The organism is Paracoccus sediminis (assembly GCF_900188295.1).
GTDB lineage: Bacteria > Pseudomonadota > Alphaproteobacteria > Rhodobacterales > Rhodobacteraceae > Paracoccus > Paracoccus sediminis.
The window spans coordinates 228,829-243,455 of the sequence record NZ_FZNM01000001.1 but is presented as its reverse complement, the minus strand read 5'-3'; the positions used below and the strand labels follow the sequence as shown (position 1 = coordinate 243,455).

The 14,627-nt window shown below is 63.5% G+C and carries 16 protein-coding genes and 1 tRNA gene; 10 read left to right on the top strand and 7 right to left on the bottom strand.

What is annotated here, in order from left to right:
* Positions 1 to 5: 5 nt before the first annotated feature.
* Genes CHB77_RS01355 through CHB77_RS01340 form a run of 4 tightly spaced genes read left to right on the top strand, consistent with a single transcriptional unit; the run spans position 6 to position 3,200 of the window.
* Positions 6 to 1,241, top strand: coding sequence for a phage major capsid protein (locus CHB77_RS01355; RefSeq protein ID WP_089386378.1), 1,236 nt, complete (start codon positions 6 to 8; stop codon positions 1,239 to 1,241).
* A complete protein-coding gene (locus CHB77_RS01350) occupies positions 1,241 to 1,795 on the top strand; it encodes an HK97 family phage prohead protease (RefSeq protein WP_089386377.1) in 555 nt (184 codons plus the stop codon). The genes CHB77_RS01355 and CHB77_RS01350 overlap by 1 nt, the downstream gene beginning before the upstream one ends.
* Positions 1,795 to 2,871 carry a hypothetical protein gene (locus CHB77_RS01345; protein ID WP_089386376.1) on the top strand — a complete coding sequence of 359 codons (1,077 nt, stop codon included), beginning with the start codon at positions 1,795 to 1,797 and terminating at the stop codon, positions 2,869 to 2,871. The genes CHB77_RS01350 and CHB77_RS01345 overlap by 1 nt, the downstream gene beginning before the upstream one ends.
* Complete coding sequence (locus tag CHB77_RS01340) at positions 2,871 to 3,200, top strand: phage head closure protein (protein WP_089386375.1); 330 nt, start codon at positions 2,871 to 2,873, stop codon at positions 3,198 to 3,200. Before CHB77_RS01345 ends, CHB77_RS01340 begins: the two co-directional genes overlap by 1 nt.
* A gap of 293 nt (positions 3,201 to 3,493) precedes the next feature.
* Here the strand turns inward: CHB77_RS01340 and CHB77_RS01335 are convergent, their stop codons facing one another.
* The 3 genes from CHB77_RS01335 to CHB77_RS01330 all read right to left on the bottom strand — a co-directional run bounded on the left by CHB77_RS01335 (position 3,494) and on the right by CHB77_RS01330 (position 4,809).
* Positions 3,494 to 3,724, bottom strand: a complete 231-nt coding sequence (locus CHB77_RS01335; RefSeq protein ID WP_089386374.1) for a hypothetical protein — start codon at positions 3,722 to 3,724, stop codon at positions 3,494 to 3,496.
* Between the two features lie 2 nt (positions 3,725 to 3,726).
* Positions 3,727 to 4,098, bottom strand: coding sequence for a hypothetical protein (locus tag CHB77_RS17935; protein WP_131023289.1), 372 nt, complete (start codon positions 4,096 to 4,098; stop codon positions 3,727 to 3,729).
* A gap of 405 nt (positions 4,099 to 4,503) precedes the next feature.
* A complete protein-coding gene (locus tag CHB77_RS01330) occupies positions 4,504 to 4,809 on the bottom strand; it encodes an Arc family DNA-binding protein (protein ID WP_089386373.1) in 306 nt (101 codons plus the stop codon).
* Between the two features lie 111 nt (positions 4,810 to 4,920).
* Between CHB77_RS01330 and CHB77_RS01325 the strand changes: the two genes are divergently transcribed.
* The 6 genes from CHB77_RS01325 to CHB77_RS01300 all read left to right on the top strand — a co-directional run bounded on the left by CHB77_RS01325 (position 4,921) and on the right by CHB77_RS01300 (position 7,350).
* Positions 4,921 to 5,064 carry an Arc family DNA-binding protein gene (locus tag CHB77_RS01325; protein WP_242626494.1) on the top strand — a complete coding sequence of 48 codons (144 nt, stop codon included), beginning with the start codon at positions 4,921 to 4,923 and terminating at the stop codon, positions 5,062 to 5,064.
* Between the two features lie 18 nt (positions 5,065 to 5,082).
* Positions 5,083 to 5,340, top strand: a complete 258-nt coding sequence (locus tag CHB77_RS01320) for a hypothetical protein (RefSeq protein WP_131023290.1) — start codon at positions 5,083 to 5,085, stop codon at positions 5,338 to 5,340.
* Between the two features lie 112 nt (positions 5,341 to 5,452).
* Positions 5,453 to 5,956: a hypothetical protein gene (locus CHB77_RS01315; protein WP_089386370.1), complete on the top strand. Its 504-nt coding sequence runs from the start codon at positions 5,453 to 5,455 to the stop codon at positions 5,954 to 5,956.
* Positions 5,957 to 5,961: 5 nt separating this feature from the next.
* A complete protein-coding gene (locus tag CHB77_RS01310) occupies positions 5,962 to 6,165 on the top strand; it encodes a hypothetical protein (protein ID WP_089386369.1) in 204 nt (67 codons plus the stop codon).
* The gene (locus tag CHB77_RS01305) at positions 6,162 to 7,181 is read left to right on the top strand and encodes a tyrosine-type recombinase/integrase (protein ID WP_089386368.1); all 1,020 of its coding nucleotides are present in this window, start codon (positions 6,162 to 6,164) and stop codon (positions 7,179 to 7,181) included. The genes CHB77_RS01310 and CHB77_RS01305 overlap by 4 nt, the downstream gene beginning before the upstream one ends.
* 95 nt (positions 7,182 to 7,276) lie before the next feature.
* Positions 7,277 to 7,350: transfer RNA gene (locus CHB77_RS01300), tRNA-Cys, on the top strand.
* Positions 7,351 to 7,384: 34 nt separating this feature from the next.
* Here CHB77_RS01300 and opgC read toward each other — a convergent pair.
* The 4 genes from opgC to ptsP form a co-directional block, all read right to left on the bottom strand.
* Positions 7,385 to 8,518 carry an OpgC domain-containing protein gene (gene opgC / locus CHB77_RS01295; protein WP_089386367.1) on the bottom strand — a complete coding sequence of 378 codons (1,134 nt, stop codon included), beginning with the start codon at positions 8,516 to 8,518 and terminating at the stop codon, positions 7,385 to 7,387.
* Positions 8,515 to 10,605, bottom strand: coding sequence for a glucans biosynthesis glucosyltransferase MdoH (gene mdoH / locus CHB77_RS01290; RefSeq protein WP_242626495.1), 2,091 nt, complete (start codon positions 10,603 to 10,605; stop codon positions 8,515 to 8,517). The genes opgC and mdoH overlap by 4 nt, the downstream gene beginning before the upstream one ends.
* 5 nt (positions 10,606 to 10,610) lie before the next feature.
* Complete coding sequence (locus CHB77_RS01285; RefSeq protein ID WP_089386365.1) at positions 10,611 to 12,188, bottom strand: OpgD/OpgG family glucan biosynthesis protein; 1,578 nt, start codon at positions 12,186 to 12,188, stop codon at positions 10,611 to 10,613.
* Between the two features lie 145 nt (positions 12,189 to 12,333).
* Positions 12,334 to 14,580: a phosphoenolpyruvate--protein phosphotransferase gene (ptsP, locus tag CHB77_RS01280; RefSeq protein WP_089386364.1), complete on the bottom strand. Its 2,247-nt coding sequence runs from the start codon at positions 14,578 to 14,580 to the stop codon at positions 12,334 to 12,336.
* Between the last annotated feature and the right edge of the window lie 47 nt (positions 14,581 to 14,627).

The window sequence follows — 14,627 nt, the reverse complement described above, 5'->3', positions numbered from 1 at the left end:
TCGAAATGCTGGATAGTGTGAAAATCAGCCGTCGCCAGTCGGAAATCCGGCAGGCTCTCGCTGGCCTGGTCGGCAAGGAAAGCCCGACCGAGGACGAAACCCGCCAGATGGAAACCTTGGACGGTGAATACCGCAACAATGAGGTGAAGTATCGCGCGGCGCTGATTGCCGAGGATACCGAACGGCGCCAGGCCGGGGCCGATCTGGAAACCCGCTCCGACCGCGAGTTTGCCGAACTGATTGGGCGCTTTGAACTGCGCCAGGTGGCCTTGTCGCTGGACGAAGGCCGGGCGCTCTCTGGCGCGACTGCCGAGGTTGTGCAGGAACTGCGCGCCAAAGGCGGCTATCAGGGCATCCCGATCCCCCTGGCGGCTCTGGAAACCCGTGCGGGCGAAACCGTCGCGGCTGACGTGCCGAACCCCAAGACGATCCGCCCGATCATCGACCGCATTTTCCCGAACTCGGTTGCCGAGCGTCTCGGGATCCAGCGGATCAACATCACGGCGGGCGAACTGGCCTTTCCCGTGGCGACCGCTGGCGCCATCTTCGGCTGGCAGACGACCGAACTTGGCAACGTGGGCGGGCCTTCCGCTTTCGACACCTCCGAACGCAGCCTGAACCCGGATCATACCGGGGGCGCTCAAATGGTCATCAGCCGCAAGGCGCTGAAACAGGCCGGCGAGGGTCTGGAACAGGCCATTCGGCGCGACATGAACGCGGCCATCGGCGCGGAACTGGACCGGGTTGTCGTGAACGGCAGCGGCACGGCTGGCGAACCTCTGGGCATGATCCCCGGCGCGGCAACCTATGGCATCCCCTCGACCGCCGTTGGTGCAACCGCGACCTGGGCAGCCTTCCGGGCGCAGATCGTGGCGTTCATGCAGGACAACGCTATCACGGCAGCCAATCAGGTGAACCTGGGCTTTGACCCGGCGATCTGGGCCGAACTGGACGACGCGCTGATCACCGGCACGGCTGTTTCGGAATGGGACCGCCTGACCAAGCATGTCGGCACCCCGGCAATCTCGAACGTGATCCCGGCAGAAACCGCGATCATGACCGCGACCGTGCAAGGCATCGCGCCGGGCTATCTGGGCATCTGGGGCGGCGTTGACCTGATCCGCGATCCCTACACCAAGGCGCACTCGGGCCAGCTGGTGCTGACCGGGCTTGTGACGGCTGATTTCACCGTCCCGCGCGGGATGCAGACCCGCATCCTGACCGGCATTGGTGAACCCTGATGCTGTGGGGGGCGTCACTCGGCGCACTGGAACTGCGCAGCGACGGCGGGGCAACCCGCCTGCGGGCGACGTTCCCCTATGGCGCGGAAACTGAACTGGCACCGGGGCGGCGTGAAGTCATCGCCCCGCGCGCCTTTGCTGACCGGATCGAGGAAGGCGGCGAAATCCACCTACTATCCGGTCACGACTACAACCGCCCGCTGGCATCGACCACGGCGGGCAACCTGTCCCTGCGCGACAGCGACGACGCGCTGACGATCGAGGCCGAGATTGACGGCGGCACGACCTGGGCGCGCGACTTCCTGGCAGCCCATGCCAGTGGGTTGATCCGTGGGTTGTCGCCTGGGTTCCGCGTCACCCCCGAGGGGGAACGGATCGAACGGCGGGGCGCGGGCGTCCTGCGCACCATCACCCGCGCGGCGCTCTTTGAATTATCGGCCGTCACCCGGCCTGCCTATCCTGCGGCGCAGATCGAGGCGCGGGCATGGGAAACCCATTGGGACCGGCTGCCCTATCGCGGTCCGGCCTATCACCTGAACCGTTGGAGGGTCTGATGGGCTTTATGGATCTATTCCGGCGCAAACCGTTGGAGGCGGCAACGGTTGAAACCCGCGCCATCCAACCGGGCTATACCGCATCGCTCATGGCAGCCCGCGAGGCTTGGATTTCCGGCGCATCCGGCCTGGGCGAGGTGACAGCGGCTGTGCAGACTTCAGTTAGCCTCTGGGAAGCCGGGTTGTCCCTGGCTGATGTGACCGGCACTGACCTGCTAGACCGGCGCAGCATGGCGATCACCGCCCGCGCCCTGGCCTTGCGGGGCGAATGCCTTTTCCTGATCCGTGACCGGCTGATCCCGGCGACCGATTGGGACATATCGACCCGCTACGGAATGCCGCGCGCCTATCGCGTGGGATTGCCAGAAATCGGCGGCGGACGGAATGAAACCGTGCTGGCGGGCGAGGTGCTGCACTTCCGCATTGGCTGCGATGCTGTCACCCCCTGGGCAGGCTCTGCACCCCTTGGCCGGGCCAAGCTGTCGGCGCAGCTTCTGGAAGCCATCGAAACCGCCTTGCGCGACGTTTACCAGGATGCGCCTATCGGTTCACAGATTATCCCCGTTCCCGAGGGCAGCGCGGATGACATGGCCGAAATGCGGCGCAGCTTCCGGGGGCGACGTGGGGCGGCTCTGGTGATCGAGGGCGTGGCGCAGGCGACGGCGGCGGGCATGAACCCGAACATCGGCAAGTCACCGGATCAGCTTAGCCCTGACCTGTCCAAGACCCTGGCCGACCGACTGTTGACCGATGCCAAGGGCGCGATCTTCGGCGCGTTCGGCATCCTGCCCGGCCTGCACAACCCCGCCACGACCGGGCCGCTTGTGCGCGAGGCGCAGCGGCACCTGGCGCAGCTTGTGTTGCAACCGATTTGCAATCTGATGGCCGAGGAAGCGACCGAGAAGCTAGGCGCACCCGTGGCAATCGACGCTGTTAGGCCGATGCAAGCCTTTGACCACGGCGGCAAGGCGCGGGCCTTTAGCGCGATGCTGCAAGCCATGGCGCAGGCGAAAGAGGCCGGGCTTGACGACGCGACCGTCAAGGACGCGCTGCAATTCATTGATTGGGCAGACTGATGGAAACCCCGACCGCAGCCGATCTGAACCGGATTGCCGCCTTCTATGAGCCTGTCGAAGATAGGGACGATGACGGGATGATCGTGCAGGACTGGATCCTGCGGTTCACCCTGGCGGCGCATGTCCTGTATCTGCGCGGCTCCGAGGCCGTCATGCAGGCGCGGTTGCAGTCGAAAAACCCGGCCATCATCACCATCCGGCACTCTGTCCAGGCGCGGGCCATCACCTCCGAATGGCGCGTGAAGGTGGATGGACGGACCTTTGAAATCCAAGAGGATCCCCGCCCGGATCAAGGGCGGCGAACGCTGGCAATGCTGGCACAAGCATAGGGCCGGGATGCGCCCTGCGGATCATGTCCACCGCGAAGCATCTGGGATTAGACGGCGAGTGCCCGGCTTTTGGGAGCCTAAACCCCGTCAAGGCGCGGCCTTTTCTTTCTGGGGGCGCGGCGCGGGCAGGCACGGCGACACCGGGGCTTGTCACATGCCCGAGCAAGGGCATCCCCTCCGTAGAGGGACAGGGGCCGGGATGGCACAGGGGAACTGCGCGCCCGGCTCCGCTTTGCATAACAAAGAAAAAGCCCCGCACTAGGCGGGGCTAAAAACCTGATTTATGTTGCCTGTTAGGCAATCATCGCATGGGGCTGGTCAAAGCCATCCAACAAGGCATCAACTTGGTCAGACCCCGCTTCAATGGGACCATCCACACCGTTAAGCCAGAGGTCAGCATCTACCAGATCAATCAGAGTGCGGCTGACAGGGACACTTTGAATGCGCGCGAACGCGGCCTGAAGTTCGGCCTGAATGCTCTCGTTCATCACCGGGAGCGAGGCGATTTTCGTCTCGTCTGCCATGGTCACAGTTCCTTTGCCAAATAATTGCCACCATGTGGCACGTAAGGGTGCCGGTAGCTTCTATAGCCGTATCGTTCGTACTTGTGCGGCGCAAGTGGGTCTTTGATTAGAACTCTCTCTGACCCAAGAAGTTTCGCATACTCCTCAGCACACGCCAACACAATCATCAGCACCCGGCCCTGTACATAAGTACGCCCATAGTAACGTTCCACCCACTTGACAGTAAGGTGAGTTCGAGCATGAGAAGGACTGCCTAGCGCAAGCGCCGCAAGCGTTTGAACCCCCTCAACTTCTTGCCAAATTGCCAAGTCAAAAATTTCTGGATCTTGATACGCAGGCATGACAATGTCTGCCCAACTCTTTGAAAAGCCCATGAAAGTTGTTTCCCCATAGTGCTTTGGCCATTCAGTAGAGGCAAACTCTAGGGAACTAGGCATCTGAGGCGACAAAATTGAGGATAAGGTCAGGCGGTCGAACCGCGCTAGGCTTCCTGGCTCACGAAGGATCCTAGCATTCAGAGCAGTCTGTACACGGCTTCTCGCTTCAGACCTCAGAGCATAGTAGTAAAGCCGTCCTGGACTTACATCACTCATAATAACCTCAAATTTGATTCGTTCCTTATCTATTTGAGATAGACAAATTTTGCATCTGTGCCTTAAAATTTCGTTAAAGCTAAGTGCGTGCAACACCTTGCCACAACAGCCTAAGCCGCTTGGCGGCTTCCTCATCAGGCGTTACAAGCGGCGGCTCACTATAAGACTCGGCCCAACCTTTTTAGGTCAGCCAGACATTGGCACAAACGGCTGCCCATCCTCTCGTCTTATGGACACCCCGCCGTCGCTACGTTCTAAGACGACTAAGCTGCCCGCAAATGTAGCCCGCCTGGACACGCCATCTTTCATTGTCGCTGCTAACGCCAGATCAAATTCGCTTGGTCCTGCCGGGTATGCTTCATCAAGCGAAGCTACAATTTCAGCATTCATGCTGCGATTGTTTGCATCTGCGGCGGCCTTGATCCGGTCGCGCAGATCATCAGGCATCCGAATGTTGACCTGGGCCTGCTCACGGGCTGGCGGCTTAGACATGTAGTCCCCACGCTATCACATGCCAGCACAATGCTACTTTTTACCATTGACGCAATACCAGCACTATGCTGTTATAGCATTGTGCTGGTATCGAGGACTGCTATGTCAGAAATGAAGCAACTGCCGATCCGCTTCCCCGCCGATGTGAAGGCATGGCTGTCGGATCAAGCCCGGCTCAATGGTTCGAGCCAGAACAGCGAAGTGATCCGCGCCGTCCGCGAACGGATGGAGCGTCAAGAGGCCGCGACGGCCTAACCATTGGAGGAAATGATGATGACCGAACAACGCGCCTGCGCGAATGATACCCTTCGCCCTACTACGCGGGACGACAAGGAACATGAATTTTTGACGCTCATGGCCGAAATGGACGAGGTGGAGAAACTAATTTTCCACGGCGCTGTGAAGGCACTAGCCGAGCGGCAGATCACGCTGCAACAGTGCCTCGACCGATTGACCGATCATTTTGAACGATACCGGCGCGGCGAAGCAATTTCCTTAGAGGAGCTTGGCCTAGAAGGGGAAGCGGCATGATACAGACCGCCCGCGATCAGCCCAGTCGCGGGCGACCTCTTGAAAAAATCAATTACACCTATTGCAAATCCCAATTTGTGTGCTACCTTTGGGAAAACGCAAGAGGTGCGCTATGACTGAATTCCCTAAAACAACCCGCTTTAAGGCAGCGACTAAGCTGGCCTGCACCATCGCCGGTGTAAAAACCGACCGCTTCAACGAGGCCATTCACGCAGGCTTCTATCCATGTGCCCCCGAGACGACGCCGGGGCGGGCCCGCAGCTTTGATGTAAACGACATCATCGCGTTGCGCCTTTATCAGCGGTTCCTAGACGGCGGTATGAGCGCAAAGATGGCCGGAAGCAAAGCCTGCTCTGTCCGTGACTTTCTGCGTCAGTATCCAGAGGCAGATCAGGTTTACATCGTCAAAACAGCGTTTGATGACGGTGATGCAGAGAAGGGCCAGTATCGCGAAGGCTACCTGTTGCCGGACTTCGATGTGAAGGAGCAGCACCTGCGCGGCTTTAGCAACCTCGATCCCGATGTGGTCAGCGTCGAGGTGTTCAACTTCCACTACCTGCGCGGCCGGATCGTCCATGCGATCGAAGAAGCTGCGTCCGTGATTGGTGAGGATTGATCCACATGACCAAGGCATTGCCCCTCTGGGCCAGCGAAAAAACTGCGGCATCGCTTCTCGACATGAAGCCCTGCGAGTTTCGGGCGCTGGTCGCGGATGGGCATCTGCCGCGTGGTCGCGAGATAGCCCCCGGCCTAGTCCGTTGGAACGCTGACGATCTGCGCGCCATCGGGCGCGGCGAAGCCATTGACGGGGGGATCAGCTGGTGAGGAAAGCAGGCCGCAAGCCCTATGTCCGCGAGGTGAAGCCGGGCTTCCTCTATTTCTACCGTGGCGGCAAATACCTACATCGCTTCACCGCCCCCGAGAACACCGAAGAATTCGACCGCCAGTATTGGGAGGTCATGACCGGCAAAAAGGCAGAGGCCAAGCGGTCCTGGGCTGCTGCGATCCAGATCCTTCGCGAGTCGGATCGTTGGGCCGCGAAGTCCGTCCGCTATCGCCAAGACCTTGAACCCGTGCTGACCTACCTGATCGACAAGATCGGCAAGCGCGATGTGGCACGGCTGACGCAGGCGGACATTTACGCGGCAATGGACAAGAACAAGCACCGCGTCCGCTTCGCCAACTATATCCCCGTTGCCATCAGCATGATCGCGAAAGAGGTGATTCGGCGGCGCTGGATGAACGATAACCCGGCTAAGGGCATCGAACGCTTGGCCGTGCCGAAGGACCGGAAGCAACCGCACATCCCTTGGCCTGATGCTGCCGTCGCCAAATGGCGGGCCGAGGCTGGACCGCTGGAACGGCTGATCTTCGAGATTGGCGTAGGCAGCGTCCAGCGGCCCAGCGATTGGGTAGGCTTCACCTGGGGCGACTATGACCCGACAGGCGACGGAACGCTGCGCCTGCGCCAGAACAAGACAGATGTGGCCTTGGTCCTGCCCTGCACGGTGGCATTGAAGGCGGCGCTGGACGCGGCCAAAGCGGCCCTACCCTTCGCCCCCCTGCCCGCCCGCCACATCATCACCAAGCAGGACGGCAGCCGCATGGACTATCGGCGCATGGCCGAGGTGATGCTGGCCGAGCGGCGGCGGCTGAACCTGGAAGCCTATGACCTTCACGCCCTGCGCTACCGGGGCGTCATGGAACTGGCTTGGGCAGGCTGCGACGACGACGAGATCATGTCCTACAGCGGACATGCCACCAAGGCGATGGTGCGAATGTATGCCGGGGAAGCCCGGCAGATCATGCGGGCCAAGCAAGCCCGCGCCAAGCGGCCCTGACAAAGAACGGAACAGGGCCAGAACGTGAAAGTGATAACAGGAGTGATAACCCCCTTGACCCCCACGACCGAAAACCTTAGCAAACGCGAGGCTCCGGCGGGTTGGCGGAGAGGTTACGCAGCGGATTGCAAATCCGTGAAGACCGGTTCGATTCCGGTACCCGCCTCCATCCTTCCCCTTCGATCAGGGCGTATCGCCGCGGATCAGGCCTTGGCCTGCCTGCGCAGCCGGATCGATACCTGCCACGGCGCGCCATAGGTCAGCCACAATACCGAAATCCACCACAGCGCCAGAATGGCCCAGACATCGACCGCCATGCGCCGCGCGATGCCCTGGCCTGCGGGATTCATCTGGAACGCATCGCCCAGGACCGACAGCAGCACGCAGGCCAGGAACGAGAACAACCCGCCGCGCCCGATCTGCTGCAAGGCGACGCCCAGGCGGCTTGCCGCCATGCGCTCCATGATGCCGGCCAAAGGAACGGCAACCAGCCAGCTTGCGCCCATGATCGCCATGTAGCGCGTGCCGTCCAGATCCCATTTGCCGATCTCTCCGCCATAGATCAGGCGCAGCGCGTCGCGGAAGGGCAGCGCGGGCTCGCCGATCTTGGCACCGACGATGATGGCGGTTCCGAACAGGAACATGCCTGCCGACAGGATCGTCAGCAATCGCCTGTGCTGCATCAGGACCGGCATGACCTGTCGCCGGAACAGCCCCATCGCGATGCCGGAAAAGAACAGCATCTGCCAGCCGAAAGGATTGAACAGCAATCCGCCCAGGCGGTGGTTTGGCACAAAGGCGTTCAGCACTGGCGCGAAACACCACAGGACAAAGGATGCCGCCGCAAAGCCCAGCGGATAACGCAGCAGCAGCGGTATCGTCAGCGGGACCGATGCCAGCAGGATGACATAGACCGCCAGCACGTCCAGCAGGTTCGGCTGCAACCACATGCTGGCCAGCACGCCAAAGAAGCCCAGCGGATTTTCCAGCACCCAGACGGCGTATTGATGCCAGATCGCCGTGTGGTCCATGTCCAGCGCCAGCAGCCCGGCCGATACCAGCGCCATCAGCAGGCCGCCAAAGACCAGCGCGCGCCATACTTCGAACGCGCGGCGGGCAAACCGCCACTGGGCGGCGCGGCGGCCTTCCTTGCGTTCGACCGACTGCCAGACCATGCCGACCAGAAAGCCCGACAGCAGCACGAACAGTTCGGCCGCATCGAAGATCGCGAAGTTGGCCAGCGTGAACCAGCGCAGTTCGGAAACCGGCATGTGGTCCAGCATGATGCAGACCAGCGCATAGCCGCGCAGCATGTCCAGGGCGATAAGCCGGTTCATGAAGCCAGAACGCTCCATTGCCGCAACAGGGCCGGATCGGAAACCAGCGCGTCGGTTTCGTCGCGGGTCAGAAAGCCCAGCGCCTGGGACCGGGTTTCGGCATGGGCGATCTTGGCGCCGGCCGTGATCCGGGCCAGACGCTTGTCCTGGGGCAGGTCGGGATCGACGGGCAGCAGCGCGATGTGGCGGTCGATCGCTCCGGCCTCGTCGGCCAGCCGCAGCAGGCCGTCCGAACCCTTCAGCGGGCGGGGCATGGAGCGGACCACTGCGTTCGCCTCGGACAGGATCGCGGGGGGATCGCGTTCCTCGGGCGTGACCAGCAGGCCGCGCATCCGCGCCCAGCGCCCGAAGATCGGACTGGCAGAATAGCGCGAGGTCACGGGCGACAGGATCAGCCCGGCCAGAATCGGCGACAGCCAGATCAGCTGCGCGGGCGAGAACTGCGCCAACACGACCACTGTTCCGATGCCCAGTAGCACATGCACCCAGTGCCGCGCGATCACGACATTCCAATCCGGCATGGACCCGGCGCGGACTTGCGCGTTCCAGCCGCTGTCGCGCCCCCGCAGGATGTCATAGATCTGGCGCGTCTGGATCAGCATCTGCACCGGGGCGATCAGCGCGGACAGCAGGATTTCGAACAGGGAACTGGCAAAGATGCGGACCGGACCACCCGAATTCCGCGCCAGCGGACGCATCCAGGCGCGAAAGGTGGCGATCAGCTTGGGCAGCAGCAACAGCGCCATGGCCGCCACGAACAGCCAGAACATGCGCCGCGCGTCGAAGACCGGCCAGTCGGGAAACAGCTGATAGGCGGTCGGAAAATATTCGGGCGTGGACAGCAGCACCGTCGCTGACAGGACCAGCCCCACCAGGATCAGGGCCAGCCACAGGGGACTCATGGCGAACCCCAGGATGCCGATGGCGAAATGGGCCAGGGTGATGGCCCGCGCGCCGCGCATCCCGAACAGGCGCGAATGTTGCAGATTGCCCTGCGCCCAGCGGCGTTCGCGGGCGGCCATGTCCAGAAGGGTCGGCGGGCAGCCCTCGAAGCTGCCGCGCAGGTCATGGTCCAGCCGCACCTTCCAGCCCGCGCGACACAGGGCGGCGGCCTCGACGAAATCATGCGACAGGATGGTGCCGCCAAAGGGCGGCTTGCCCGGCAGGCGCGGCAGTCCGCAGGCCCCCGCAAAGGCCGCCAGGCGGATGATGGCGTTGTGGCCCCAGAAATTGCCGGTATCGCCCGACCAGGCCGACACGCCGCGCGCGATCATCGGGCCATAGACGCGGCCCGCGAACTGGGTCAGTCGGGCAAAGATCGTCTCGCCCCCCACCAGGATCGGCATGGTCTGGATCAGCGCCAGCCGGGGATCGGCGGCCATGCGCGCGGACAGGTCGCGGATCGTCGCGCCGGTCATGATGCTGTCGGCGTCCAGCACGACCATCTGATCGTAGCGCCCGCCCCAGCGGCGGATGAATTCGCCGATGTTGCCCGTCTTGCGGTCTTCGTTGGTGATGCGGCGGCGATACCAGATGGGCAGGGGCGACAGGCGGCGGGCCGCGTCGATGACCAGGGTTTCGTTGACCGCGATCGCCGGATCGCGGCTGTCGGACAACACGAAGATCTCGGCCCGATGGGCCATCCCCTCGCGCTCAAGCTCACGCGCCAGGGCGGTCAGCAGGCCGATGCTTTTCTGCGCGTCCTCGTGATAGATCGGCATGACGACCGCCACGCGGGCATCGTTGGGGCCGTCGGGCGTTGTCGGATCGGATGCGAACAGCCCCGCCAGCACGTTGCAGAACGAAAATCCCACCCAGGCGAAGGTCGGCACGAACAGCACCAGCAGCGCCCATTGCATCGGCGTCGGGTCGTCGCCAAAGGTTCGCAGCATCTGCAAAAAGCCAATGGCGGCGATGACCGCCATGCCGCCAAAGGCCACCAGCCGCGCCATCCAGACCCGCCCGCCGTTGCGGTGCCGCGCAAAGGCCTGACGGGGCCGCGCGCCGAAATCCTGCACCGGCATGGCCAGGGGCGATTCGGGCGGTGTCGCCGGAATCGCCGCCAGGGCTTCGGAAGGCTGGTCCATCGCGATCATGCGGTCCAGCGGGCCAGCCAGGTTTCGCTTTGGGCGACGCCGTCGGGACTGGTCAGCAGGGCCTGAAGGTCCGCCAGGGTTGCGTCGCCCGGTTCGAATTCCAACGCAAGACGCAGCACGCCCTGTTGCGGCAAGGGTTTCAGATAAGCGTGGACGATGTTTCCGGCCGATGTCGTGACCCTGGATTCAGGCAGCGCGTCGGAAAACAGGGACAGGTCGAAATCGACGATGATGCTGCGCGCCGCCTGGGAATTGATCGATTGTCCCGTCCGGGCCTGCACTACCTTGGCTAGGGGCAGGTCGTTGGCAGGCAGCGGGGCGAAAGACAGGCGATAGCGGAAATCGTGGCGCCTGTCGCGCGCCAAGGGTTCCTTGGGAACCCAGCAGGTGACGATGTTGTCGTTGAACTCGTTCTCGACCGGGATCTCGACCAGCCGCACCTCGCCCTCGCCCCAGTTGTCCTCGGGCTGGATCCAGGCCGAGGGGCGCAGATGATACAGCGCCTCGGGGTCTTCGTAATCGGCGAAATCGCGGTTGCGCTGGATCAGACCGAAGCCGCGCGGATTGTTGTCCACGAAGGACGACATTTGCAGCGTCTTGTGCGCGCCCAGCGTCCGCCACAGCGCCTGCCCCGCGCCCGTGTGCATCTGCACCCCGTCGCTGTCATGGACGGCGGGGCGGTAATCGTCCACCTCGCGGCGGCTGGCCGGGCTGAACCAGAACATCGAGGTCAGCGGCGCAAGCCCGGTGTTCTGCAAATCCACCCGCGGGAACAACGCGACGCGGGTGCGCACCATGCTGACCGCGCCAGGGTTGATGTCGAACTGATAGGCGCCCGCGACCGACTTGCTGTCCAAAAGCGCATAGATGCGGACCCATTCGGACCCGTCCGCCGGTTCCTGGATCCAGAAATCGGTGAACAGGGGGAATTCCTCTCCGTCCGGGCTGCCGGTCTTGATGGCAAGGCCGCGGGCCGACAGGCCGTATATCGTGCCCCGCGCCACGGCCCGGAAATAGGTCGCCCCCTGAAATACCAGGAATTCGTCCATGACGCCCGGCCGGTTCAGGATGGTGCGCATCCGAAAGCCGGACCAGCCCATGTCGCCCACCGTCTGGATATCGACACCGTCCGGGAATTGCGACGGATCGAATTCCAGCATCGAGGGGTCGAAGCGGATCGGATAAGGCACCCCGTCGCGGACGACGCTGATGTTCACGGGTTCATAGAAGATCGATCCCGGCGGCAGCAGGTCCATGCCGAACAGCGGATTGCCCGCAAGCGGATCGCGGTCCCGGCGGAACCGGATGGCGCGGTACTGGTCATAGTTCAGGTCGGCAAAGCTGCCGACCTGTTCGGACACCGGCTGCTCATAGACCCGCGTGGCGCGCTCTGCCGCAAGGGACGCGACCTCCTCGAAGCCGAAGGCGGTGGATTCCGCCGGAGGCGGATCGTCATCGCCCGCCCCGGCCGGCGTGGCCTGGTCGGTAAGGGTCTGCGCCTGCGCGGGGATGGCGGCAAGCGAGCCTCCGGCGGCCAGGGCGGTGGCTGCGTTGAGAAATTGACGGCGCTTCATATCGGGTGATGGTTGCCAAAAACCGTTTCACTATAGGTGTGCCGCGGTGCCGCAGCAAGGCGCAAGCCGACGATGGCCATGCCCGCCAGGGTTGTGCGCCGCCGTCTTTGGCAGGCGGATTCTGCCCGATGTCGCGGCCTTTCGCCTATTGGCGCGCCAGCCACTCGGTCACAAGGCGCCGTAGGTTGGGCTGGCCCGAATCCAGGGCGTCGTCGATGACCTTGCGCAGATCGGTGATCGAGACATGGCGGATCAGGTGCTTGACCGGCCCGATAGAGGCCGGGCGCATCGACAGCCGCCGAATCCCCAGGGCGGCGAAGGCAAGGGCCTCGACCGGGCGGCCCGCGTCCTCGCCGCAAAAGGACAGGGGAACGCGGGCATCCTCGCAGCGCGCGATGATCTGGCGCAGCAGCAGCAGGAACGACGAACTCAGCGTGTCGTAACGGCGGCGCACGCGTTCGTTTTCGCGGTCCGCGGCGAAGAAGAACTGCTTGAGATCGTTGCCGCCGATCGAGATGAAGTCGCACATCTCGAAGAACCTGTTGGGGGCAAAGGCCATCGACGGCGTTTCCAGCATGGCGCCGACCCGGATGTCGCTGGGCATCGGATGGCCGACACGCTGTTCGCGCGACAGTTCCTGCATCAGGATGCGATAGGCAGCCTCGTATTCGCCGATGTCGGCGATGAACGGAAACATCACATGCAGGGGGCGTCCGACCGATGCCCGGATCAGCGCCTGCAACTGCATCCGCAGCACGCCCCGCTTGTCCAGGCCCACCCGGATCGCCCGCCAGCCCATCGCCGGGTTGGGTTCGTCCTGCGGCTTCATATAGGGCAGAACCTTGTCCGATCCGATGTCCAGGGTGCGGAACATCACCGGCTTGCCCTGGGCATTGTCCATCACGCGACGATACAGTCCGGCCAGTTCGCCCCGGCGGGGAACATGGTTGCGGATCAGGAACTGCAATTCGGTGCGGAACAGGCCCACGCCCTCGGCCCCCGATCCGGCCAGGGACGGAAGGTCGGCCATCAGCCCCGCGTTCATGTACAGCTGGATGGTCGTGCCGCAGGTGCCGGTGGCGGGCAGGTTGCGCAGGCTGGCATACCGGTTCTGCGCCTCGGCCTGCATGGCGATCTTGTCCAGAAACGCCTTGTGCACCGATTCTTCGGGGCGCAGGTGGACGATGCCCTGGTCGCCATCGACCAGAAGCGTGTCGCCGTTCAGCGCCTCGGCGGTGATGCGGGGGGCATGGATCACCAGCGGAATCGCCAGCGCGCGCGCCACGATGGCCGCATGGCTGCCGACCGATCCTTCCTCCAACACCACCCCCCGCAGGCGGCGGCCGTATTCCAGCAGTTCCGCTGGACCGATGTTGCGGGCCACTAGGATCGGGTTGTCAGGCATCGCCGCCCCGGTATCGGTCCCCTGCCCAGTCAAGATGCGCAACAGGCGGTTCGACAGATCATCCAGATCATGCAGCCGGTCGCGCAGATACGGGTCGGCGGCCATTTCCAGCCGGGCGCGAGCGGCGGACTGTTCCTTTTCCACCGCGGCTTCGGCCGACAGGCCCAAACGAATATCCTCCTCCATCCGCTTCAGCCAGCTGCGCGAATTGGCAAACATCCGATAGGCTTCCATGACGGCGGCGTGTTCGCCCTCGCCGCCCATGTCGGCGGCGGCGACCATGGTGTCCACGGTGCTGCGCAGCATGGCGACGCCTTCGTGCAGACGCACCAGTTCCCGGTCCGGATCGTCGCCCACCGGATTGGTGACCACCACCCGCGCCTCGTGCAGCCAGACCCGTCCCTCGGCGGCACCCTCCTGGCCGGTCGAACCCCGGATCATCAGGGGAAAGCGGTGCGCGGGCGGCATCCCGTCGGCCTGGCCGCCCTGAAAGGCGCCCAGTTCGGTCATCTCGGCCAGAACCATGGCCACGACTTCCAGGCCATAGATCTCGTCCTCGGAAAACAGCCGCGCCTCGCGGCATTGCACGACCAGAACGCCCAGCTTTTCCCCGACCCGCTGGATCGGCACCCCCAGGAAGCTGGGAAACACCTCTTCGCCGGTTTCGGGCATGAAGCGGAAACCGGGTTCGGACGGCGCTTCGGCGGTGTTGATGTTGCGCCCGGCGCGCGCCACCCGGCCCACCAGCCCCTCGCCCAGGCGCAGGCGGGTGCGGTGGACGGATTCGGGACGCAGCCCTTCGGTCGCGCACAGTTCCAGCGTGCTGGCATCGCGGAACAGATAGATCGAACAGACCTGCGTACCCATCGAATCGGCGATGTGATGGGTGATCTGATCCAGCCGGTCCTGGCCGCCGCCGGGAGCTCCCAGGATTTCCTTCAACCGTTGCAGCAACTTGCGAGAGTCGCTGTCCTTTCGGTCTTGCATCGCCTGCCCGCCCTGCTTTTCGATGACCCCTCTTGCCCCTGGGCGGA

Excerpts from the sequence above, each read along its gene's own strand:
- CHB77_RS01355 (WP_089386378.1), top strand. The coding sequence starts at position 6 with ATGCTGGATAGTGTGAAAATCAGCCGTCGCCAGTCGGAAATCCGGCAG.
- CHB77_RS01350 (WP_089386377.1), top strand. The coding sequence starts at position 1,241 with ATGCTGTGGGGGGCGTCACTCGGCGCACTGGAACTGCGCAGCGACGGC.
- CHB77_RS01345 (WP_089386376.1), top strand. The coding sequence starts at position 1,795 with ATGGGCTTTATGGATCTATTCCGGCGCAAACCGTTGGAGGCGGCAACG.
- CHB77_RS01340 (WP_089386375.1), top strand. The coding sequence starts at position 2,871 with ATGGAAACCCCGACCGCAGCCGATCTGAACCGGATTGCCGCCTTCTAT.
- CHB77_RS01335 (WP_089386374.1), bottom strand. The coding sequence starts at position 3,724 with ATGGCAGACGAGACGAAAATCGCCTCGCTCCCGGTGATGAACGAGAGC.
- CHB77_RS17935 (WP_131023289.1), bottom strand. The coding sequence starts at position 4,098 with ATGGGCTTTTCAAAGAGTTGGGCAGACATTGTCATGCCTGCGTATCAA.
- CHB77_RS01330 (WP_089386373.1), bottom strand. The coding sequence starts at position 4,809 with ATGTCTAAGCCGCCAGCCCGTGAGCAGGCCCAGGTCAACATTCGGATG.
- CHB77_RS01325 (WP_242626494.1), top strand. The coding sequence starts at position 4,921 with ATGAAGCAACTGCCGATCCGCTTCCCCGCCGATGTGAAGGCATGGCTG.
- CHB77_RS01320 (WP_131023290.1), top strand. The coding sequence starts at position 5,083 with ATGACCGAACAACGCGCCTGCGCGAATGATACCCTTCGCCCTACTACG.
- CHB77_RS01315 (WP_089386370.1), top strand. The coding sequence starts at position 5,453 with ATGACTGAATTCCCTAAAACAACCCGCTTTAAGGCAGCGACTAAGCTG.
- CHB77_RS01310 (WP_089386369.1), top strand. The coding sequence starts at position 5,962 with ATGACCAAGGCATTGCCCCTCTGGGCCAGCGAAAAAACTGCGGCATCG.
- opgC (WP_089386367.1), bottom strand. The coding sequence starts at position 8,518 with ATGAACCGGCTTATCGCCCTGGACATGCTGCGCGGCTATGCGCTGGTC.
- mdoH (WP_242626495.1), bottom strand. The coding sequence starts at position 10,605 with ATGGACCAGCCTTCCGAAGCCCTGGCGGCGATTCCGGCGACACCGCCC.
- CHB77_RS01285 (WP_089386365.1), bottom strand. The coding sequence starts at position 12,188 with ATGAAGCGCCGTCAATTTCTCAACGCAGCCACCGCCCTGGCCGCCGGA.
- ptsP (WP_089386364.1), bottom strand. The coding sequence starts at position 14,580 with ATGCAAGACCGAAAGGACAGCGACTCTCGCAAGTTGCTGCAACGGTTG.